Origin of the sequence: Streptomyces paradoxus (genome assembly GCF_014202475.1) — a bacterium.
Classification (GTDB): domain Bacteria; phylum Actinomycetota; class Actinomycetes; order Streptomycetales; family Streptomycetaceae; genus Streptomyces; species Streptomyces paradoxus.
This window is the reverse complement of sequence record NZ_JACHGV010000011.1, coordinates 46,697-66,390: the sequence shown is the minus strand read 5'-3', so window position 1 is coordinate 66,390 and position 19,694 is coordinate 46,697. Positions and strand designations below refer to the sequence as shown.

The following is a 19,694-nucleotide window of genomic DNA, read 5'->3' as shown; positions in this document are numbered from 1 at the left end:
GCCCGTCGCCAGGAGGAACGCCGTGTCCCACAGCCGACTCGTACCCGGTGCAGAGGTCGTCGCCGTACCCGGGCGAGGTCTCGCCGTCCGCACCCCCGAAGGGGAGTTCCTCACCGTCAGGACCGGCGACGCGGACGAGCGGCTCCTGCTCTCCCGGCTCACCGGCGACGCGTCCGTCCCTCAGGCGGACACCGAACTCGACCGTGTCGTCCGGGGTTTCGAACAGGCAGGCTTCCTCGCGGACGGCATCCCGCCCGCCGAGTGGCCGGCCGACCGCCGGCACATCCGGCTCATCGGCGATCCGGTACTGACCGGACCGCTCGGCGCACATCTGACGGCCATGGGCGCCGACCCGCACACCGCTCCGGCCGTGACCACGTCACCGGTCGACGTCGACGACCTGCTCGCCACGGCCCCCGCCGCCGTCGTGTGGTGCCTCGACGGACCCGTGCCCGACGGGCTGTGGGACGCCGCCGACCGGCTGCCCGAGCACGGCGTCGCCTGGCTGCGCTGCCACCGCGAGGGCTGGCAGGCCTACGTCGAACCGGTCGCCGCCGACCCCGGAGACGTCACCTCGGCCCACATCCGTGCCCGCCGGCTCGCCGCCACCCCCGCGTACCGCGAACTGTCCGCGTACTGGAGCGGGCCCCGCACCGTCGGCACACCGGTCCGGCTCGCCGTCCCCGCCGCCACACTGCTCGCGGGCCTGCTCGCCGACGACCTCAGCCGGTGGGCCACCGGAGCCCCCGACGCGGCCGGCCTCCCGGCACGGCGCCGGCTGCGCCGCGTCGATCTGCGCAACCTGACCGTCACCGAACACCCCGTCCTGCCGGTCCCGGACGTCGCTGCGATGCCGAAGCAGGACGGATGACGGCGTTCAGCACGGCCGTCGACGGGCTCGCCACCGACGTCCGCCTCCCCGCCGGCGACGGCCCCTTCCCGGCCGTCCTGGTCCGCACCCCTTACGACCGCGCCCGGCACCGGGCCGAGGCGTCCGGCTGGGCCCGCCACGGATTCGCCGCCGTCGTCCAGGACGTGCGGGGCCGCTTCGCGTCGCCGGGGGAGTGGCACCCCTACGCGAACGAGGCCGCCGACGGAGCGGCGACCGTCCGCTGGATCAGGCGGCAGCTCTGGGGCGACGGCCGGCTGGTGGCCGCCGGGGCCTCCTACGCCGCCCACTGCGCCCTCGTCCTCGCCCTAGACGCGCCCGAGGACGCGCGGCCGGACGCCGTCATCGCGGCGGTGCCCGCCCTCGGTCTCGCGGAGACGGCGCGCGAGGCGTCCGGCGTGGAACGGCTGCGCCCGCGCGCCGGATGGTGGGCCGCCCACGGCGACCGGCGGGACTCCGACGAGGGCGCCTTGGACAAGGCCCTCGCCGCCGACCCTGGCCTGCTCGCCCATCTGCCGCTGACCGCCCTCCCCGAGCGGCTGGGCCGGAGCCTCCCCTCCTGGGCGGGCCTGTGGCGCCACCACGATCGCGGGCGCCTCGTGGCACGGGCCGCGCACGCCGGGCAGCCCCTGCTCGCGGTGGGCGGCCATCACGACCACTTCACCGACGAGACGGTCGCACTGTGGCGCGCCTGGGGCGGCTCCTCGGCGCGGCTGCTCCTCGGCCCCTGGGGGCACGGCCTCCTCTCCGCGCCGGGCCCGGACGCCGGACCGGCCCACCGGCTGAACCTCGGCGAGCTGTACGTGCGGTGGGCCCGCCGCGCCCTGTCCGGCGAACTCGCCCCCGTCCGCCACGGCGCACTGGCGCTGGGCGGCGCCGACCTGTGGCTGACCGCCGGCACCCACGGTGAACCGCGCGCACAACGGCCGCGGCTGCTGCACGGCTCGGTCTTCACCGCCGACCCCGGCCGGCCCGTCCGCTCCGACGACCTGACCGTCCCCACCGACGGACCGCCCGACCGCTGTGTGCTGGTCACCCCGCCGCTGCCCCGTCCCCTCGACGCGGTCGGCCCCGTCAGCGCGCGACTGCGGGCCACCGCCCACACGCCGTCCGCGGACTGGGCCGCCCGGCTCGTCGCGCTCACACCGGAAGGGAGCGCCCAGCGGCTCGCGGTCGGCGTCGTCCGGCGCGCCGAACCGGAGGGCCGCGAGGCCGAGTTCACCATCCACCTCGGCCGGCTCACGCGTCGGCTGCGGGCCGGTACCCGGCTGCGCCTGGAGATCGCCGGACACCACTTCCCGGCTCACGCCCGCAACCCCCACACCGGCGACGACCCGGTGACGGCCCACCGACTGCTCGCCTCCCGGCGCGAGGTCGATCCGGGCACGGTCGAACTCACTCTGCACGTGCTCCCGTCCCGTCCCACCCCCACCGACCCAGCCGAGGAGATCCTGCGATGACGGCGCTGCCGCTGGAAGCACTCGTCGACCCCGTCTGCGGCATCGTCCGCAAGGTCAAGCCCGTCGAGCACCCCCCGGGCACCCCACCCCGCTACACCGCGCTCACGGCCGAGATATCCGACGCCCGCAGACTCGGACTGTGGCCGGCCGACCGGGTCTCCCTCGGCACCACCTTCGGCGACCCCGGGCAGGCCCGCACCGCCGCGATAGCCGAGGGCGTGGAGCGGTACTGCGGCAACCGCGTGCCGCCGCCCGGCCACCCCGACGCCCCCCTGCGCGCCACCGCCGCCGAACTGGCCGAGAAGGGCCTGCGCCTGTACGGCCCCGGGGACGTGCCCGCCTACGCGCCCTGGCAGTACGCCCGGGAGAGGTTCCCCTACCGTCCCCTCACCGCCGACACCCCGGCCCTGTGGACGCGCGGAACGGAGGCACTGGCCGACGGGACCACCGCCGAGGTCTGGGCACCCGTCTCGCTCACGCACCTCAACTGGCGCCAGGGCGACCTGCGCGAGCTGCCCCGCACCCACCACCTCAACTACGCCGGGATCGCCACCGGTCAGGGCCTCGACGACGCCGCGGAGCGCGGCCTGCTGGAGATCGTCGAACGGGACGCCCTGGAACTGTGGTGGCACCTGGACGGCCCGGCCCGGGGCATCGACCCGGCGAGCGTGCCCGGCCTCGCCGACGACCTCGCCGGCTCCGCTCTCGACGTCCACATCGTCCAGATGCGCTCGGAGTTCGCCCCCTGCATGGCCGCGCTCGTCCACGACCCGCGCCTCGGGCTGTACGCCGCCGGTTTCGCCTGCAAGTACGACCCTGCCGAAGCCGCCCGGAAGGCCGTCCTCGAAGCCGTTCACACCTGGGTCTTCACCCAGGGCCTGACCGGTTCCGACGGCTGGGTCTTCCAGGCCGTCGAGGCCGGACTGCTCGCCCGCGGGCTCTACCTGGAGCACCGGGCCGACGGCCGCTACCTCGACGCGTGCGGCGAACAGTTCGAACACGTCCGGGACCTGGGCGCGCACGTGCAGGTGTGGCTGGATGAGCGGATGGCCGCCGAGGCCCGGCGATTCACCGAACCGGCCCTCGGGACCGTGCCCGTCGACGTGGTCGAACCCGGCAGCCGGGAGCGGCTGGAGAACGCGCTGCGCGAGGGCGGCCACCGGGTCATGACCTTCGACCTCACCACCGAGGACGTGGCCGAGACCACCCTGCGCGTCGCCAGGGTCCTCGTCTCGGGGCTCCTGCCCAACGCCCCGGCGGCCTTCGGCTACTTCGGCTGCCCGCGCCTGCCCGAGGCCGCCGTCGCGCGCGGATGGCGCACCGACCCGCCGAGCGCGCCGGAGGACTTCACGCTGGCGCCTCCGCCGCACATGTGAGGGCCGTCCCCGTGGAACACGCCCGCGCGGACAGCCCGCCGGACCTCGTCGCCGCCCTCGCCCGCGCCCGCTCCCCGCGGCGCCCCGGACCCGGAACACCCGCCGGGGGAGCCGTCCGGGCCTGGCCCGGCCCGCCGGCCGCCTTCCCGACGGCCGGGCCGGGGGATCTCGACGTGCAGGTCCTGCTGCGCCTCTCCCTGGCGGCCTCGGACGGCTCCGGACGACTGCGGCCCGCTCCGTCCGCCGGTGCCCTGCACCCGGTGGACACCGAACTGACCGTCGGCGCCGGCTGCTCCCTGCCGCCCGGACGCTACGGCTACGACCCGCTGCGCCACCGCGTGCACCGCCTCGGCCCGCAACCCGACGGCACGCCGCCGGGCGTGACGGCCGCACTCTCCGTCACCGCACGGCGCACGCTCTCCCACTACGGCCACCGGGCGTGGCCCCTGCTGCTCCTCGACACCGGTCACGCCGCCGCCGCGCTGTACCTCGCGGCCCGCGCGCTCGGCGTGAGCGAGCCCGAAGTACGGCTGGACGGCCTCGCCGAGAACCCGCCGGCCGCCGTGCACATCCCGCCGCCCGGAAGGCGGGGCCCGGCGCGCCCGGCCGACAGCGCCCGTCGCCCGGAGCCGTCCGAGCCCACGCCCGCGGAGCTGCTGGCCCGTCGCAGTGCTCCACCGCCGTTGCCGGGGGCCCCTTCCCAGGACGCACTGAGGGCTGTCCTCGCCACCGCCGCCCGGGCGGGCACCGGCGATCTGCGCTGGTGCGCGGCGGTCGGCCCGCCACGGCCCGGGCTGGTGGAGCCGGCCGCCGACGGCGCCGCCCTGCGGCGGTACGCGGCGGGAGAGGCCCGGCCGACGCTCGCCGCCTGGGCCGCGGGCCAGGCGTGGATCGCGGACGCGGGCGCCGTGCTGCTCGCCGTCGGCTGCCCCGCCGACGCCGACGCCCCGCACATCCGCCGCGCCCACCTGCGGGCCGGCTTCGCCGTCCACCTGGCCCATGTCACCGCCCGGCGCCACGGGCTGGCCGCCCGGCCCGTCGGGTCCTGGCAGCAGGCGGACCTCGGCGCCGCGCTCGGCGCCGCCCCGGGCCGGGACTGGGTCGTCCACGCACTGGCCCTCGGCACCCGCCACGCCGACGAGGAGAACACCACGTGATCGTCCACCCCGAGCTGCGCCGCGCCGCCCGGCGCGCACGGCGCCCCCTGCTCGCGGCCACCCTCCTGCAGGGCGCCGTCACCCTCACCCACCTTGCGCAGGCCGCCCTGCTGGCCCTCGCTCTCGCCGGACTGGCCCGCGGCGACACCGGCCGGCTCCCATGGCTGCTGGCCGCGGTGCTCGCCGTCGTCGGCACCCGCGCCGGGCTGACCGTGTGGCAACGGCGTACCGCCACCCGTGCCGGGGCCCGGGTCCGGGTGGCCCTGCGGGACGAACTGCTGGCACACCTGGGCCGGTTGGGACCGGCTCACCTGACCACCGCGCGGGCCGGAGCCGTCCGCACCACCCTCGTCGACGGGGTGGAGGGCGTCGACGCCTACGTCTCCCGCTACCTGCCCCAGCTCCTGATCACCCTCACGGTGCCGCCCCTGATCCTGGCCGCACTGGCCGCCATCGAACCCCGGGTCCTCCTCGGCCTCGTCCCCGCCCTGCTCCTCGCCCTGGCCGGGCCACGCGCCTGGGACCGGCTCCTCGCCGCCCGGGGCAAGGAGCACTGGGACACGTACGAAGGGCTGGGTGCCGACTACCTGGAGGCCCTCCAGGGCATGCCCGCCCTGCGCGCCGCAGGCGCGGTCGGACGCACCCGCGCACGCCTGGAGGAGCGGTCCGCGGCGCTGCACCGCGCAACCGTCGCGAAACTGCGGGTGTCCCTGGTCGACACCGGCATCACCGACCTCGCCATCCAGGGCGGCACTGCCGCCGCGGCCCTCCTGGCGTGCTGGTCGGCCGTCACCGGATCCACCACGGCGACCGGCACGTACCTGGTGCTGCTGCTGGCGTCGGAGTGCTTCCGCCCCGTCCGCGACCTCGCCCGCGAATGGCACGCCGGATACCTCGGGGCATCGGCCGCCGACGGCCTCGCGGCCCTGCGCACGGCCGCACCGGCCGTCGCGGACACCGGAACGGCCTCCGCGCACGGGCAGGCTCCGCCCGAACTGCGCTTCCACGACGTCCGGTTCACCTACGACGGCGCACCGGCCCCGGCCCTGGACGGCGTCTCGTTCACCGCGCAGGCCGGACGGACGACCGCGATCGTCGGCCCGTCCGGGGCGGGAAAATCCACCCTCCTGGCCCTGCTCCTGCGCCACCACGACCCGCAGGAAGGCCGGATCACCCTCGACGGACGCCCCACGACCGAGTACGCGCTCGACGCGCTGCGGCAGGGCATCGCCGTCGTCTCGCAGGAGACCTACCTCTTCCACGCCACCATCGCCGACAACCTGCGCCTGGCCCGGCCCGGCGCCACGGACGACGACCTGACCAGGGCGGCGCGCGCCGCCGGGATCCACGACGAGATCACCGCCCTCCCCGACGGCTACGCCACGCTCCTCGGCGAACGGGGCGCCACCCTCTCCGGCGGTCAGCGGCAGCGCCTCGCGCTCGCGAGGGCCCTGCTGGCCGACGCCCCCGTGCTCGTCCTCGACGAGGCCACCAGCTCGGTCGACGAGCGCCGCGAGGCGGACATCGTCCGGCAGTTGCCGACCGCCGCGAGCGGCCGGACGGTCCTGGTGGTCGCCCACAGGCTCGCGGCCGTCCGGCACGCCGACCGCATCGTCGTCCTCGACGCGGGACGGGTGGACGCCGTCGGCGAACACGCCGGTCTCGTCGAGGCCGGCGGCGTCTACACCCGGCTCGTCGAGGCCGGCCACGCCCACCGAGGAGAACTCGCCGCATGAGCACCGTCGCCACCACCGACGCGGACGTACCCGCCCGAGGCGCGCTGCGCGCCCTGCTGCCCGCCCTCGCCGGGCACCGGGCCATGACAGCCCGCACCTGCGCGGCCGCCCTCCTCGAACAGGGCTCCCTCGTCGCGCTGCTGACCCTGGCCGCCCAGACCGTGGGCGCCGCCGTCATCGACGGCCGCGCCCCCTCGGCCGGCATCGTCACCGCGCTCGTCACCCTCGTCGTGCTGCGCGCCTTGATGACCTGGCGGGAGATGGACCTCTCGCACGACCTCGCCTACCGGGTGCTGGCCGCGCTGCGGGTACGCGTCTTCGACGGGCTGGCCCGCAGCGCGCCCGCCCGGGTGGCGGGACGGCGCAGCGGCGACCTCGCCGCCACCGCCATGGCCGACGTGGAGGCCCTGGAGTTCTTCTACGCCCACACCACCGCCCAGGTCCTGGCGGCGGGCACGGTCTTCGTGGGCGGCTCCGTGGTCCTCGCCATGGTGGAGCCGTGGCTGCCGGCGGCCGTGCTGCCGGTCGCGGCCCTCCTCGCGGCGGCGCCCTTCGCCGACGCACGGGCGCGCGCGGTGCGCGGCAGCCGCACCCGGACGGCCGTGGCGCGCCTGTCGGCCGACACCGTGGAGACCGTCGACGGGCTGCGCGAACTGCTCGCCTTCGGCGCCCTGGCGCAACGCCGCCGCCAACTGGCGGAGCGGGGGCGGCAGGTGGGTGCCGCACAGCGCGCAGAGGCCACCTCGGAGGCCGTCGCCGCCGCCGTCCGTGACCTCCTCATCGTGGCCGCGGTCCTCGGCGTGGTGGCAGCGGCGGCCCACTCCGTGACCTCCGGACGGCTGCACGGCGCATGGGCTCCGGCGGCGATGGCGCTGGCCCTGTCCGTCCTCGGCCCCGTCGCGGAATCGGCCCGCGCCCTGAGCCAGGCCGTGGCACTGCGCGCAGCCGCCTCCCGCGTCGACGCCGCCGTCAAGGCCCCCGCACTCGCCCCGCCGCCCGCCGTACCCCGTCCCCTGCCGCCCGGACCGCTGGGCGTCCGGCTGCACCGCGTGAGGTTCGACTACGGCGGCACACCCGTGCTGGACGGCCTCGAACTGACCGTCCCTCCGGGGCGGACACTCGCCCTGGTCGGCGTATCGGGTGCCGGCAAGTCGACCTGCGCCCACCTGCTGGCCCGCTTCTGGGACCCGGCGGCCGGCGCGGTCCAACTGCTCCCCGCCGACGGCGACCCCGTGGACCTGCGGGAGGTGAGCGATGCGGAACTGCGGCGTGCGGTGACGCTGGTGGGACAGGACACGCCCCTCTTCCACGGCACTCTCGCCGAGAACCTGCGGCTCGCCGCGCCCGAGGCGGACGACAGGGCGCTGGCCGAGGCGGCAGGGCTGTGCGGCGTCGACCGGATCGCCGCGATGGACGCCCTCGTCGGGGAGCGCGGCGCCACGCTCTCCGGCGGCCAGCGGGCCCGTATCGCTCTCGCCCGCGCGCTGCTGGTCCGGCCGCGCGTCCTCGTACTCGACGAGTCCACCGCCCACCTGGACAACGCGGGCGACGCCCAACTCGCCACCGCCCTGGGGGAGGAGAGCCGTACGACCATCGTCATCGCCCACCGCCCGGCCACCATCCGCCGTGCCGACCGCATCGCCGTCCTGGAGGAGGGCCGCATCGTGGAGGAGGGCACCTGGGAGGAACTCACCGGCCGCCCGGGCAGCGCGCTCAACCGGGTTCTGACCACGACGTCATGAGGAGGGCGTGGCCTGGCCGTGATCTCCGGGGCTTCTACGTTTCAGGAGCCTGTCGGCGGTCCGGGCGGGACAGGCATTCGTCGCACACGCCCGTGAGTTCGACCGTGTGGGACACCGCGTGAAAGCCGATGTCACGCGCGATCCTGGTCACCCACCGCTCGACCTCCTCGGCGTCGACGGCGAGGCTGAGCCCGCACTCCCGGCAGACCAGGTAATGGCGGTGCCCCTCGTCGGGCCTGGGCCGGTAGAGGCGTTCACCGTCCCCGTCGCGCACCATGTCGACGTGCCCGGCCGTCTCCAGTAACCGCAGCGTGCGGTAGACGGTGGTCAGCCCCACCGTCACGCCGTCCGCGACCAGAGCGGCGTGCAGGGTCTGCGCCGAGATGAAACCGTCGCACGCCCGAAGTGCCGCGAGGACCGCGGTGCGTTGCGGGGTGGTACGCCACGCACCGGGAGTCGTTCCGTACATGAGTGTGCCTCCCATCACGTCTGGAAGGCCGTCCGGGCGCCCGCACGGTGCCCGGACGCCCCGGTGCTCCGGCTAGACGGCCGCCGCCGGATGCGCGTGCTCGTGTTCGAGATCGCAGACGTCCCCGGTGTCCCACAGGGGAAAGGGATCGTCGGCGGGGGGCTGCTCGCCGTCGGTCATCAGGCACGCGGCCAGGGCGGCGCGCAGACTCGGCTCCCGCAGGCCGACACCGATGAAAACCAGCTCCTGGGCGTGCGGCGCCTCGGTGTCCCGGACCCCGGACGGCTCGAAGCGGGCCACGGACCCGGCCTGGGACCACAGGCCCGTCACACCCTCACGTCCGGCCAGGGTGAAGAAGCCTTTGGAGCGCAGCACTTGGCCGTGTGCCCCGCTGTCCAGGGCTTCGGTGACGAAGTCCCACAGCCGCCCGGGGTGGAACGGCGCGGAGGACCGGAAGACCAGGGAGGAGATGCCGTACTCCTCTGTCTCCGGTACGTGGTCGCCGTTGAGTTCCTGGACCCAGCCCGGGGCCTGCTGTGCGCGCTCCAGGTCGAACCGTCCGGTCTCCAGGACGTCGCGCACGCCGATCCGGCCCTGCACGGCCGGGATCAGACGGGCCGTCGGATTCAGCCGTGACAGCACCCCGCGCACCCGGTCCGCGTCGGCCTCACCGACCAGGTCCAGCTTGTTGAGGACGAGCACGTCGGCGAACTCGACCTGGTCGATCAGCAGGTCGCTCACGGTGCGCTCGTCGTCCTCGTAAGGAGCCAGGCCCCGTTCGGCCAGGTCGTCGCCGGTGCCCAGCTCGGCGAGGAAGTTGGCGGCGTCGACGACGGTGACCATGGTGTCCAGCCGGGCGACGTCCTCCAGGGTGGCGCCGTCGTCGCGCGCGAAGGCGAAGGTGGCGGCGACCGGCATCGGCTCGGAGATGCCGCTGGACTCGATGAGGAGGTAGTCGAAGCGGCCGTCCCGGGCGAGCCGGTCGACCTCCTCCAGCAGGTCGTCCCGCAGGGTGCAGCAGATGCAGCCGTTGGTCATCTCCACCAGCCGCTCCTCGGTGCGGGAGAGGGCCGCTTCGCCGCCGCGCACGAGGGCGGCGTCGATGTTGATCTCGCTCATGTCGTTGACGATCACGGCCACCCGCAGGCCCTCGCGGTTGGTGAGGACGTGGTTGAGGAGGGTCGTCTTCCCGGCGCCGAGAAACCCCGACAGCACGGTGACGGGGAGACGCTGCGAGGGCATGGGCGTCAGCGGCTCGGGCACGGCCATGGGGTGTCCTCTCGGTCGGGAGGGTCGTACGGCATGGACGTGCCTCAGCATACGACAACGATTTTCATGTGCGATACCCGACCGTATCCGGCTTCCGAGGAATCGTCAGATGTACGGCACAACCTTGTCGGCGAGTGGTGAGTCTCATGATCGATCACGTTGTGATCGGAGCCACGAGGAGACCACCATCAACGCCATACGCAAGACCCTGATCGCCACCACCGTCGTCGGTGCCGTCCTCGCGGGCGCGGCCGCCTGCGGAACGGTGGAGCAGCTCTCCGCCGGGCAGAAGCTCGACCGGGCCTTCGAGAAGCTCGGCAAGAAGAAGACACTCTCCTTCGAGCTCGACCTGGACACGGACGTCGCGTCCTTGAAGGCGCTGGACGCCAAGTCCGACCCCGCGCCCGACGAGGAGATCCCGGAACAGGCCGCCGAGTTGCTCAGCGGCGCGAAGATCACCGTGACCGTGCAGTCGAAGCGGCCGCTCGACGAGTCCGGCGAGAAGGACCTCGTCGGCACGGCCCTGAAGGTCAGCACCGCGGACGGCGACCTCGCCGAGTACCGGGTGATCGGCGACTTCACCTATGTCCGTGCCGACATGGCCGCGATGGGCAAGATGACGGGCAACCCTCTGCCGGACGCCGACGAGTTGCCCCCGGAGGCCGGGGCGATGAAGGACGTCCTCGAGGGCAAGTGGGTGAAGATCAACACCAAGGAGATGGAGAAGGCCACCGGCGGCAGCCGGAAGGCCGAGGGTGGTCCCGCACCCGAGCCGTCCCTCGACGCCAAGACGCAGAAGAAGCTCGTGAAGGCCCTCCGGGAGGTCATCGCCCGTGAGGTGAAGTTCAAGACGGCGGACGGCGGGGACGGCACCGAGCACGTCACGGCTACGGCCCCCTTCCGCACGCTGATCACCGAGCTGTTCGGCGAGATCCGCCCGCTGGTGAAGGACCTGCCGCCGGGCGTGGATCTGCCGACGGACAAGGTCCTGAAAGAGGCCCCCAACGCCAAGGTGACGGCGGACTTCACGCTGAAGAACGGCGCACTGTCCCAGGTGGACGTGGACCTCGCCAAGCTGGCCGAGAGCGCCAAGGTGAAGAAGCTGGGCCTGACCCTGCGGGTGCGCGAGGGCGTCAAGCCCACCGTTCCGGCCGGTGCCACGAAGCTCGACCTGAACAACCTCATGAACGGCTTCTTCGGCGCGGCGATGAGCGACGCCGAGTCGGCCTGAGGGGACGGCGTGGGGCCGGTCATGTGGTCACGTGCGGCCCCACGGGGCGGCCGGTGACCGGGATTCCCGACCGTCCGGTGCCGGCCGGCCTCTGCGCTCAGTCGGGTCCGGTCCAGTCGAAGGGGAAGTACTTGCTCGACTTCCCCGAGCGTTCCCACGAGAAGCCGAACGCGTCGGCCCGGTCGGCGGTGGCCCGCCCCCACGTGGCGACCTGGCCCGGTCCGACCTCGGCCCCCGGGGCGTTGTGGACCTGGACGCGGGTGCCTTCCGGAGTCGTCGGGCCGGTGAGCGCCTCGGCGGTGGCCGTGACCCGGCCGGGGATCTCCGCTGTCCAGGTGGCGAGGTCCTCGTCGATCTCCACGCGGATCGGTGCGAAGTCCATGCCGCGCATCTCGGGCTGGAACATCTGGCCGAACTGTGCCGGCCAGCCCCCTGCCTCGCCGCCGAAGACGGTCCCGAGCGCGGCGCGCTGCCGGTCGTCGGCGCGTTCGTCGAGGAAGACCGCGGCGTACGCGTCGGAGTGCTCACCGGCCCAGACGTTGCCCACGAAGGCGCCCAGCATCAGGACGTTGAGATCGTCGAGGCGTACGTCGCCGTAGTTGCCCTCGCGGATGTGCCAGACCAGCACGCCTTCGCAGTCACCGTAGGTCGGGGGCTGCGCGAACGTGCAGGGGCACGGTATGGCGCATTTGCACACGTCGAACCAGTCGCCGGCCAGATGCCAGCGGGTCCCGGTGCCGTCCTGTTCCGTCATCTCGCTTCCTCCCGTCGAGCCCGAGAGAGCTCCTCCGGAGTGGCGAGACCGCACGTCCCGAGCCCGCACGCGGATCGCGAGGCGGCCTCACTTCCAGCTTGCCCCGCTCCTCACATGCCGTCCATCGAAGGCGCCGATTCCTGCAGCCCCGGCAGCAGCCAGTCCTGGAACGGCGCCAGCACGGCGAGGACGAGGAAGACGACACCCACCACGCCCGCCAGCAGCGGCCCCCGCGACCACAGCTTCTCCACGAAGATCACCACCGCCAGCCCGGCCATCGCCGCCACGTTCATCACTCCGAGCGGCACGAGGACGACCATCAGTCCCGCGCAGCAGCCGACGCAGTAGGCGCCGTGGTGGAGACCCACCCGCAGATCGCGGGCCGGCTGCCGGAACCCGGAGTAGCGCACCAGCTGGCCCATGGGGTCACGGCAGTGCCGCAGACAGACGTTCTTGAGGGGACCCAGCTGATAGAGGCCCGCCACCAGGAACGCGACCGAGCCGATCCAGCGTCCCGCCGTCGGATGATCGCCGACCAGGTCGCCGGTGAGGTGCAGAGCCGCGTAGGCGAGCAGCCCGAAGGCCGTCCACACCAGCAGGTACCCGCCCAGGAACTCCGCGGTGCGCCCCGCCCGGCTCCACCCGGACGTCCGACGCCCGATCCCACGCACCCAGGTGAGGGCGACCGGTGCCATGGAAGGCAGCATCATGGCCGCCATCATCGTGACCCAGAGCAGCAGGAACAGCGGCAGGACCAATCCCATCGTGCCGGGTTCGACCCCCATGTCCCGGGCCTGTGCGACGGTCAGCACCCAGGCCGGCACGGCGATGAGGACGACCAGGGACCAGGCCACCGCGAGCTCTCGCGCCGGCAGCAACCCCCCGCCCGCTCCGGTGGGCGCGGGCGACCGGGCGGAGACGAGGACGGAAGTCCGGAGATGCCGCATCGATGCACTCCCTGCGTACCACCTCAGGACAGCACGCCCCCCGCCGCGCCGCGACCGCGCCACCCGCACCGACAGCGGGCAACGCCGGTGGTGGCACTCGCGCGGATGAAGGCGGCTCACCTGGGGCCGTGCCCGCGGACCGTTTCGCGGAAGGCGATCGGGCTCTGTCCCGTGCGCTTATGGAAGAACTTGCTGAAGTGGGTGGCGCTGGAGAACCCGAGGCGGCCGGCGATGCGGGCTGCCGGCTGATCGCTGTGGGCCAGGAGGCGCTTGGCTTCGAGGACGACGCGGCGGTCGATGACCTCCTTGGCGCCGAGGCCGACGGAGGCGAGGGTGGCGCGGGAGAGGGTGCGGGACGAATAGCCGAGCGCTTCGGCGTAGTCCTCGACCCGGCGGGTGCGGGCGAAGTCCCTCTCCACCGCGTCACGGAAGCGCAGATAGGTGGCATCGGGCCCGGGGCCGGGGCTCCCGGCGGGGGAGGTGAGGTGCGCCAGCCGCAGGACGAGGACGGCGAGCAGGTGACGCAGGGCCGCGGTGTGAATCTCCAGCGGCAGGTGTCCGAGTGCCCGGAACTCGGAGGAGAGGTGCTCGGCGGCCAGTCGCAGGGCCGCGGCATCCTCGGACAGGGGCCGGCGCAGGACCGGCGCGTGCGGGTCTTCCAGTCGGGCCCCGGCAGCGGTGGCCGGGTCGAGGAAGTCCTGGCGGAACAGGACCAGGGTGCCCTCGGCCTGAGTGAGGTCGTCCCACTGCTGCACCTGGCCGGGACGGATCCACAGCCAGGAGCCAGGTTCCAGGGCGTAGCCGGTGAAATCGACCGTGTGCGGCAGAATCCCCTCGCTGAGGGTGATCAGGTGATGGAAGTCCGGGCGCTGCGGAACCGTGAGCCGCTCGCCGGGCACGCGGTGGCGCAGGTCGGCGAGGGACAGCACCTCGACGCCGGCGGGGGTGCCGACGGGCGCTGCGAAGGAGACCTCCGGGATCCCGTGGCCACCATCATGTCGGTTTTTGACCATCACCAGTCGCGAGCGTATCCGATCCGGCCTGTTCAGCAACCTTAGTTTGGAGATGCCAGCCGCCTCCGGCGCCCACGGTGTCGGAAAGCAGCAAGAAAAAGTGCCCCGCCCACGACCGCCCTCGCGAGGAAGACCGTCATGAGCAACACGAAGAACACCGTCCTGACCGCCGCCGGTGAACTGTTCGGCCGGAAGGACCCCGGTGCGGTGGACCGCTGGGCCGCCGCCGACTACACCCAGCACAGTGCCCTGGCCGCCGACGGCCCCGAGGCCCTGCGCCGGCTCGTCGCCGGCCTGCCGGACGACTTCCGCTACGAGGGCGCCCGGGTGATCGCCGACGGCGACCTGGTCGCCCTGCACGGCACGTACCACGGCTTCGGGCCGGACCCGCTGGTCGCCTTCGACGTCTTCCGCGTCGACGCCGACGGCAGGCTCGCCGAGCACTGGGACGCTTTGACGCCCCTCGTACGGCAGACCGCCTCGGGCCGTTCGCAGACCGACGGCCCCACCGAGGTCACCGCGCCCGGGGAGACCGAGGCCAACCGGGCCCTGGTCGCCCGGTTCGCGCAGGAGGTCCTGGTCGGCGCCGACTACTCGGTGCTCACCGACTACATCTCCACCGACACCTACCTCCAGCACAATCCGGAGGCCGCCGACGGCCTCGACGGCTTCGGCGCCGCCGTCGCGCAGTGGGCCGGGCAGGGGAAGAACCTCGTCTACAAGACCGTCCACAAGGTCATCGCCGAGGGCGAGTTCGTGCTGCTCCAGTCCGAGGGCGAGTTCGGCGTGCCCGTGGCGTACTACGACCTCTTCCGCGTCCACGGTGGCAAGATCGTCGAGCACTGGGACGTCGTCGCCCCGATCCCGGCGGAACTGCCCCACGACAACGGGCTGTTCTGACGCCACGGAAGCCGGCGGCGAGGATCCCGGTGGACCCTGCCCGTCCCGGTAGGGGCCGATCACCTGCTGGACGCGCTCACTGAGTCACGCCTCACGCCCGAGCCCACGGAGACACCATGAGCGACCCCGAGAAGAACAAGGCCACCGCCAAGGCGTTCTACGACTTGATGTTCAACCAGTGCCGTCCCGCCGAGGCCATCGACAGGTACGCCGGTGACACCTACATCCAGCACAATCCCCACGTAGGCGACGGCAAGCAGGCGTTCATCGACTACTTCGAGCGGATGGCCGCCGAATACCCGGGCAAGCGGGTGGAGGTCAAGCGCGCTTTCGCCGAGGGCGACCACGTCATCCTGCACTGCCACCAGACCTGGCCCGCCGAGGAGTACGCCGGCATCGACATCTTTCGTTTCGACGAGGGCGGCAAGATCGTCGAGCACTGGGACGTCCTCCAGGTCGTCCCACCGACCTCCAAGAACGACAACACCATGTTCTGACCACCTCGCGGCCCTTCGCGAAGGCCGGTGGCCGCCGCTCAGGAAGTCACCGACGCGCGGATAGTCGTCCGGCTCCTCGATGAACAGCACCACCGGCTGGACTCCTCGCCTGACCAGCTCCTGCCGGATGCCGCGGAGGTGGAACCGGCGGTGCTGCTGCGCTGCCGATGCCGGTCCTAAGCTGGTGTGATGGGTGTGGGGACAGAGGTGCTGATCGTGGACTGGCCGCGCGTGGAGGCGACCGCGCCCGGTGACCGGGAGAGACTGCTGATCGATGCCGCCTTCGGTGAGGTGTTCAGCGACGACCTCTTCGAGCATGGCTGGTCGTGGCCCTCGCAGCCGGGGGAGGACTGGTACGGAAGGTATGCCTTCCGGAACTCGATGGGCTCCTACAAACCGCACTTCTGGGCCGGCCACTGCTGGGACCACGTGCGGGACTTCGTCGAGCCGAAGGTGCGCGAGGCACTGGACCGGTTCAACGACGCACTGTTCTGGCACGGTCTGGAGGACACCACCGGAGTCGGTTCGGGGCTTCCGCAGCGGCCGTGTCCCTGGGACGCGGACCTGTTGCTGTGGTGCCCTCCCGACCATGTGCCGGTGATCGCCGAATGGTGGCGGCAGGCGGCACCCCGCCTGGAGACCGTGCGCGAGCCGTTCACCCAGCACGCTGCGGAACCCCGCGGATGGATCCCGGACTTCGCATCGTTCGCCGACCTCCTCACCGACTGGGGAGAGGTGGTCAGGGAGGCGGAGCGCCGCGGCTGGGGCGTCGTGGCCCTGCGCTGCTGAACCGGTACCTGGGGTAGGGCCTGGACGGGCAGAACCTGACGGGCCGTTCGAAGGACACCATCCAGGCTGTCGCCGACATGCAACAGGAGCACGAGTACGTCATGCACGATCGGCACTCCGTGACCCACGTTCCAGCCGCCGCCGACGAGCTGGTGAACACGCTCGCGGCCAAGGCCGACCCGGACTTCGCCGTGCGCATGCAGCGGTACTTCCCGCACGAGATCCGGGCCCTCGGGGTCAGCAACGCGGCGGTCGCCGACATCGCCGCCGACTACTTCCGCGAGCGGCGCGACACTCCCGCGGCGACGCGGCTGCTCCTGGCGGAGGAGGTGCTGGCGCGCGCCGAGTACCACGAGGAGGTGCTCCTGGGCTTCGCGGTCCTGCACAAGGTCGCCAGAACCGGACTCGGTGACGAGTTGCTGGACCACTGCGAGCACTGGCTGCAGACGTACGTGTCCAACTGGGCTCAGTGTGACGACATGTGCCTCAAGCTGCTGTACCCGTTCCTCCTCGGGCACCTGGAGCTGATCGAGCAGACCCGCCGCTGGGCCGGGTCCGCCTCCCCATGGGCCAGGCGTGCCGCCAACGTGGCCGTCGTGAAGTTCGTCCGGCGCAAGGTGGGCCGCACGGTCTTCGAACTGCCGCTGTCGCACGTCTTCGGCAACTGCGTCCGGCTGATGCACGACGACCACGTCTACGTGCAGAAGGGCAGCGGCTGGCTGCTCAAGGTCACCGCCGAGGCCCATCCCGACGAGGTGGCCGACTTCCTGCGCACCTGGCACACCGAGATGCCCCGCGACACGTTCCGGTCCGCGCTGGAGAAGATGGACCCGCGGCTGCGGCGGTCCTTGATGGAACTGGGACGGTAACTTCTCTCGTATTTAGAACGATTGCGTTAGTCTCTACGCGAAGGAAAGGAGACGAGGACAAGTGTCGCTTTTAGAGGCAGATCCGTACGTCGGTAACCACTGCGAATCGACCACCCTCGTGAACCTGCTCCGGCAGCGTGAGATCGACTTGTCGGAGCCCCTCATCTTCGGGCTCGCCGGTGGCTTGTCCTTCATCTACTGGCGGACGAAGCAGATGCCGACACCGTTCGTCGGTGGCCGCATCAAGCCGGACACGCTGTCCGAAAATCTCGCGAATGCGCTGAACCTGCGGCTGTCCGTTCACGAGACGTCGTCGGTCAACCGGGCCAGGGAACACCTGCTGGCCGAGCTTGATTCCGGAACCGTCGTGGGTCTCAAGCTCGACCGCTACTTCCTCGACTACTCCACGGACGACTTCCGCTTCGCGGCCCACTATGTGGCCTGCGTCGGATACGACGACGACCGTTTCGCCCTGGTCGAGACGCAGCCGCTCGGTCTGCGATGGACCTCCGGTGAGTCCCTCGCGACCGCGCGAAGCGCCCGGGGCCCGATGAGTTCACGCAACCGCGCCTTCACCATCGATCTCCCGGAGGGCGGCCTTCCCGACCTGCCCAGAGCTGCCCGCGAAGGCATCAGATCGGCGGCGGAGAACTTCTTGAATCCGCCGATCTCCAACTTCGGGTACAAGGGCATGCACAAAGTCGCCGACCTGATGCCGCACTGGCTCGACGACCTCGATTCGCCCGCCGAGAGCCTCACCGAGATCTGCACGATCATGGAGGACGCGGGAACCGGCGGCGGCCTGTTCCGCACGATGTGGGCGGAATTCCTGGCGGAGGCCGCCGAAATCACCGGCACCGGCGAATTCCGCGAAGTCTCGGACGCTTACCGCGAAGTGTCGAAAAAATGGACCGAGGCGGCCGGACTTCTGAAAGAAGCGGGAGTCACCTCGTCGCGGGAATCCCTTCACAGCGCGTCGAAGATCGTGCATGAGGCAGCCGACAAGGAGCAGTACCTGATGCGTCGCCTCCTGGAACTGTCGAGCTGACCCGGGCCCGGGGTCTGGCGGGCAGGCCGGCACTCTCCGAGAAGCCCTACGTGGAGCCCCGGGGGTGTCCCAAGCCCGCGTCTCGCGCCAGGGCTGCCGCCTCCGTGCGCGACCGGGCGTGCAGTTTGGCCAGGACGTCGCTGCCCCGGTGGCGGATGGCCTTCTCGGAGAGGCTCAGGCGGCGGGCGATGGAGGCGTTGTCCAGGCCGCGGGAGATCAGGTCGACGGTCTCTCGCTCGCGGTCGGTGAGATGAGGGAAGGGGAGGGGAGACCGGTGGCGGGCGGCAGGGAGAAGTGGGACAGGACGCGCTGGGCGATCCGGGGGGCCGAAGACCGCTTCGCGGTGAGCTTGCCCCATCGGCGGATCCGACGCCGACGGGCCGGCGCTGTCAGTGGTGGCTGCGAGTGTGAGCGGATGGACCGCGATGACGAGCAGTTGCTGCGTGGCCGGGTCTACGGCCACGACCACGACGACCCCGATCCGGGCCCGCGCCGAGGGCAGACCTACGCCGAACTCGTGGGCGGCCCGCTGGACGGACTGCTGCTGGACATCACCGGCTGGCGGGCGGAGGAGGTCGACCACGGTGCTGCTCTGCCCACGGAGCTGGGGCGGTTCCCGGGCGGCCGTTCACTGTACGAGCCGGGGCCCGGGGGTTCCCGCACACTTGGCCCGGGGGTGAGTTGCCGCTTCTACCACTCCGGGGACACGCCGTGATGCGCCTCCCTTCGGAGGTGATTCAAGTCGTGACCATGTCATATCGGTCGGAGTGCCCCTGCGGGGTGATAGCGGAACAGGCAATTCCTCTCATTTGGGATGGAGATTTGCCTGGGTGAGTCCAGATTCGCCCAGGCGAAAGGGTGGGGCTGATTCCGGCCCGCATGGGACAGATGTTGCGGGGCACGGCCCGACGGCTTGTGTGGCCGCGGTGACCGTTCGAGGCGCCGTTTCTGACTCCCTGTCTGACTTCCTGTGGGGGGAAGCTGATGCACTCACGTGCTGGAGGCACGCCGTTTCGGCATGCCCGAGAACGCACAGAACCGCTCCCGTCGCGGCGATCACCACGGCCGCTGTGCTGATCGCCGCAGCGCCCGGTGCTGCCGCACCGGCGAAGCCGGAGTTACCGGAGCCGCAGAGTCCGTGGACGAGACCGACGAAGGTCGAGGTGCCCGCAACGCCGGAGGGATCGATCAAGGCGCCGCCGCCTTCGGAGGCCGAGGCCGATCCGTCGGCAGAGGTCGCCGCCTGGCGGGCCGCGCAGAGAGCCCGTGTCACCGGCGGAAAGGCCAAGGGCTCCGCGGCTCGCGCGGCGGCCGCCGAGGCCACGCCCTACACCCCGGAGGGGCAGGGCGATGTGCCCTGGCACCGTGTCATCGACACGCGCCTGAACGATGCGCTGGTGGCCCGGGTGAACGTCTCCAACGGCAACCTCATGCTCGCCGCGACCGACTTCGACATCGCCGGCGTCGGCCAGAAGCTCCAGCTCACCCGCAGCTACAACTCCCCTGAGTCGCCGTGGGGCAAGGTGTCGCAGCGCTGGTGGCAGGCCG

Annotated in this window: 19 protein-coding genes and 1 pseudogene; 14 read left to right on the top strand and 6 right to left on the bottom strand. The window is 72.5% G+C overall.

What is annotated here, in order from left to right:
* Nucleotides 1-22 precede the first annotated feature (22 nt).
* The 6 genes from HNR57_RS30690 to HNR57_RS30665 are packed head-to-tail and all read left to right on the top strand — an operon-like array spanning nt 23 to nt 8,360.
* Complete coding sequence (locus tag HNR57_RS30690; protein WP_184565103.1) at nt 23-871, top strand: hypothetical protein; 849 nt, start codon at nt 23-25, stop codon at nt 869-871.
* The gene (locus HNR57_RS30685) at nt 868-2,349 is read left to right on the top strand and encodes a CocE/NonD family hydrolase (RefSeq protein WP_184565101.1); all 1,482 of its coding nucleotides are present in this window, start codon (nt 868-870) and stop codon (nt 2,347-2,349) included. Before HNR57_RS30690 ends, HNR57_RS30685 begins: the two co-directional genes overlap by 4 nt.
* On the top strand, nt 2,346-3,725 hold the full coding sequence (locus tag HNR57_RS30680; protein WP_184565099.1) for a YcaO-like family protein: 1,380 nt from the start codon (nt 2,346-2,348) through the stop codon (nt 3,723-3,725). Before HNR57_RS30685 ends, HNR57_RS30680 begins: the two co-directional genes overlap by 4 nt.
* Before the next feature lie 11 nt (nt 3,726-3,736).
* The gene (locus HNR57_RS30675) at nt 3,737-4,882 is read left to right on the top strand and encodes a SagB/ThcOx family dehydrogenase (RefSeq protein WP_246555098.1); all 1,146 of its coding nucleotides are present in this window, start codon (nt 3,737-3,739) and stop codon (nt 4,880-4,882) included.
* The gene (locus HNR57_RS30670; protein ID WP_184565095.1) at nt 4,879-6,618 is read left to right on the top strand and encodes an ABC transporter ATP-binding protein/permease; all 1,740 of its coding nucleotides are present in this window, start codon (nt 4,879-4,881) and stop codon (nt 6,616-6,618) included. Before HNR57_RS30675 ends, HNR57_RS30670 begins: the two co-directional genes overlap by 4 nt.
* Nucleotides 6,615-8,360, top strand: a complete 1,746-nt coding sequence (locus HNR57_RS30665) for an ABC transporter ATP-binding protein (protein WP_184565093.1) — start codon at nt 6,615-6,617, stop codon at nt 8,358-8,360. The genes HNR57_RS30670 and HNR57_RS30665 overlap by 4 nt, the downstream gene beginning before the upstream one ends.
* 34 nt (nt 8,361-8,394) lie before the next feature.
* Here HNR57_RS30665 and HNR57_RS30660 read toward each other — a convergent pair whose 3' ends face one another.
* The gene (locus HNR57_RS30660) at nt 8,395-8,829 is read right to left on the bottom strand and encodes a Fur family transcriptional regulator (protein WP_184565091.1); all 435 of its coding nucleotides are present in this window, start codon (nt 8,827-8,829) and stop codon (nt 8,395-8,397) included.
* Between the two features lie 72 nt (nt 8,830-8,901).
* Entirely contained in the window at nt 8,902-10,071 is a 1,170-nt protein-coding gene (locus tag HNR57_RS30655; protein WP_184565368.1) for a GTP-binding protein, read from the bottom strand.
* Between the two features lie 292 nt (nt 10,072-10,363).
* Here HNR57_RS30655 and HNR57_RS30650 point away from each other — a divergent pair, with 292 nt between their 5' ends.
* Complete coding sequence (locus HNR57_RS30650) at nt 10,364-11,329, top strand: hypothetical protein (RefSeq protein WP_184565366.1); 966 nt, start codon at nt 10,364-10,366, stop codon at nt 11,327-11,329.
* A gap of 97 nt (nt 11,330-11,426) precedes the next feature.
* Here the strand turns inward: HNR57_RS30650 and HNR57_RS30645 are convergent, their stop codons facing one another.
* The 3 genes from HNR57_RS30645 to HNR57_RS30635 all read right to left on the bottom strand — a co-directional run bounded on the left by HNR57_RS30645 (nt 11,427) and on the right by HNR57_RS30635 (nt 14,043).
* Complete coding sequence (locus HNR57_RS30645; RefSeq protein WP_184565088.1) at nt 11,427-12,083, bottom strand: DUF1326 domain-containing protein; 657 nt, start codon at nt 12,081-12,083, stop codon at nt 11,427-11,429.
* 110 nt (nt 12,084-12,193) lie between these two features.
* On the bottom strand, nt 12,194-13,030 hold the full coding sequence (locus tag HNR57_RS30640) for a DUF2182 domain-containing protein (protein WP_184565086.1): 837 nt from the start codon (nt 13,028-13,030) through the stop codon (nt 12,194-12,196).
* A gap of 116 nt (nt 13,031-13,146) precedes the next feature.
* Nucleotides 13,147-14,043 (bottom strand): AraC family transcriptional regulator, encoded by an 897-nt coding sequence (locus HNR57_RS30635; RefSeq protein ID WP_184565364.1) that lies wholly within the window; start codon nt 14,041-14,043, stop codon nt 13,147-13,149.
* A gap of 138 nt (nt 14,044-14,181) precedes the next feature.
* On the opposite strand from HNR57_RS30635, the gene HNR57_RS30630 reads away from it, so the two are divergent.
* From HNR57_RS30630 to HNR57_RS40675, 5 genes are all read left to right on the top strand, one after another.
* On the top strand, nt 14,182-14,943 hold the full coding sequence (locus HNR57_RS30630; protein ID WP_184565084.1) for a nuclear transport factor 2 family protein: 762 nt from the start codon (nt 14,182-14,184) through the stop codon (nt 14,941-14,943).
* Between the two features lie 116 nt (nt 14,944-15,059).
* Entirely contained in the window at nt 15,060-15,440 is a 381-nt protein-coding gene (locus HNR57_RS30625; protein WP_184565082.1) for a nuclear transport factor 2 family protein, read from the top strand.
* A 189-nt stretch (nt 15,441-15,629) separates the two neighbouring features.
* Nucleotides 15,630-16,229: a hypothetical protein gene (locus HNR57_RS30620; RefSeq protein ID WP_184565080.1), complete on the top strand. Its 600-nt coding sequence runs from the start codon at nt 15,630-15,632 to the stop codon at nt 16,227-16,229.
* A gap of 119 nt (nt 16,230-16,348) precedes the next feature.
* A complete protein-coding gene (locus HNR57_RS30615; RefSeq protein WP_313675208.1) occupies nt 16,349-17,098 on the top strand; it encodes a DNA alkylation repair protein in 750 nt (249 codons plus the stop codon).
* Nucleotides 17,099-17,159: 61 nt separating this feature from the next.
* Nucleotides 17,160-18,146: a BtrH N-terminal domain-containing protein gene (locus tag HNR57_RS40675; protein WP_184565075.1), complete on the top strand. Its 987-nt coding sequence runs from the start codon at nt 17,160-17,162 to the stop codon at nt 18,144-18,146.
* A gap of 46 nt (nt 18,147-18,192) precedes the next feature.
* Here HNR57_RS40675 and HNR57_RS30605 read toward each other — a convergent pair whose 3' ends face one another.
* The gene (locus tag HNR57_RS30605; protein ID WP_246555095.1) at nt 18,193-18,504 is read right to left on the bottom strand and encodes a response regulator transcription factor; all 312 of its coding nucleotides are present in this window, start codon (nt 18,502-18,504) and stop codon (nt 18,193-18,195) included.
* A gap of 57 nt (nt 18,505-18,561) precedes the next feature.
* Between HNR57_RS30605 and HNR57_RS30600 the strand changes: the two genes are divergently transcribed.
* Together HNR57_RS30600 and HNR57_RS40390 are read left to right on the top strand one after the other, a co-directional pair.
* Entirely contained in the window at nt 18,562-18,861 is a 300-nt protein-coding gene (locus HNR57_RS30600) for a hypothetical protein (protein WP_184565074.1), read from the top strand.
* Between the two features lie 52 nt (nt 18,862-18,913).
* A pseudogene (locus HNR57_RS40390) lies at nt 18,914-19,672 on the top strand (DUF6531 domain-containing protein); the annotation flags it as partial.
* Nucleotides 19,673-19,694: the final 22 nt, after the last annotated feature.

Coding starts and splice junctions, on each gene's coding strand:
- HNR57_RS30685 (WP_184565101.1), top strand. CDS start 868: ATGACGGCGTTCAGCACGGCCGTCGACGGGCTCGCCACCGACGTCCGC.
- HNR57_RS30680 (WP_184565099.1), top strand. CDS start 2,346: ATGACGGCGCTGCCGCTGGAAGCACTCGTCGACCCCGTCTGCGGCATC.
- HNR57_RS30665 (WP_184565093.1), top strand. CDS start 6,615: ATGAGCACCGTCGCCACCACCGACGCGGACGTACCCGCCCGAGGCGCG.
- HNR57_RS30660 (WP_184565091.1), bottom strand. CDS start 8,829: ATGTACGGAACGACTCCCGGTGCGTGGCGTACCACCCCGCAACGCACC.
- HNR57_RS30655 (WP_184565368.1), bottom strand. CDS start 10,071: ATGCCCTCGCAGCGTCTCCCCGTCACCGTGCTGTCGGGGTTTCTCGGC.
- HNR57_RS30645 (WP_184565088.1), bottom strand. CDS start 12,083: ATGACGGAACAGGACGGCACCGGGACCCGCTGGCATCTGGCCGGCGAC.
- HNR57_RS30640 (WP_184565086.1), bottom strand. CDS start 13,030: ATGCGGCATCTCCGGACTTCCGTCCTCGTCTCCGCCCGGTCGCCCGCG.
- HNR57_RS30635 (WP_184565364.1), bottom strand. CDS start 14,043: ATGGTCAAAAACCGACATGATGGTGGCCACGGGATCCCGGAGGTCTCC.
- HNR57_RS30630 (WP_184565084.1), top strand. CDS start 14,182: ATGAGCAACACGAAGAACACCGTCCTGACCGCCGCCGGTGAACTGTTC.
- HNR57_RS30625 (WP_184565082.1), top strand. CDS start 15,060: ATGAGCGACCCCGAGAAGAACAAGGCCACCGCCAAGGCGTTCTACGAC.
- HNR57_RS30620 (WP_184565080.1), top strand. CDS start 15,630: ATGGGTGTGGGGACAGAGGTGCTGATCGTGGACTGGCCGCGCGTGGAG.
- HNR57_RS30605 (WP_246555095.1), bottom strand. CDS start 18,504: ATGGGGCAAGCTCACCGCGAAGCGGTCTTCGGCCCCCCGGATCGCCCA.
- HNR57_RS30600 (WP_184565074.1), top strand. CDS start 18,562: ATGGACCGCGATGACGAGCAGTTGCTGCGTGGCCGGGTCTACGGCCAC.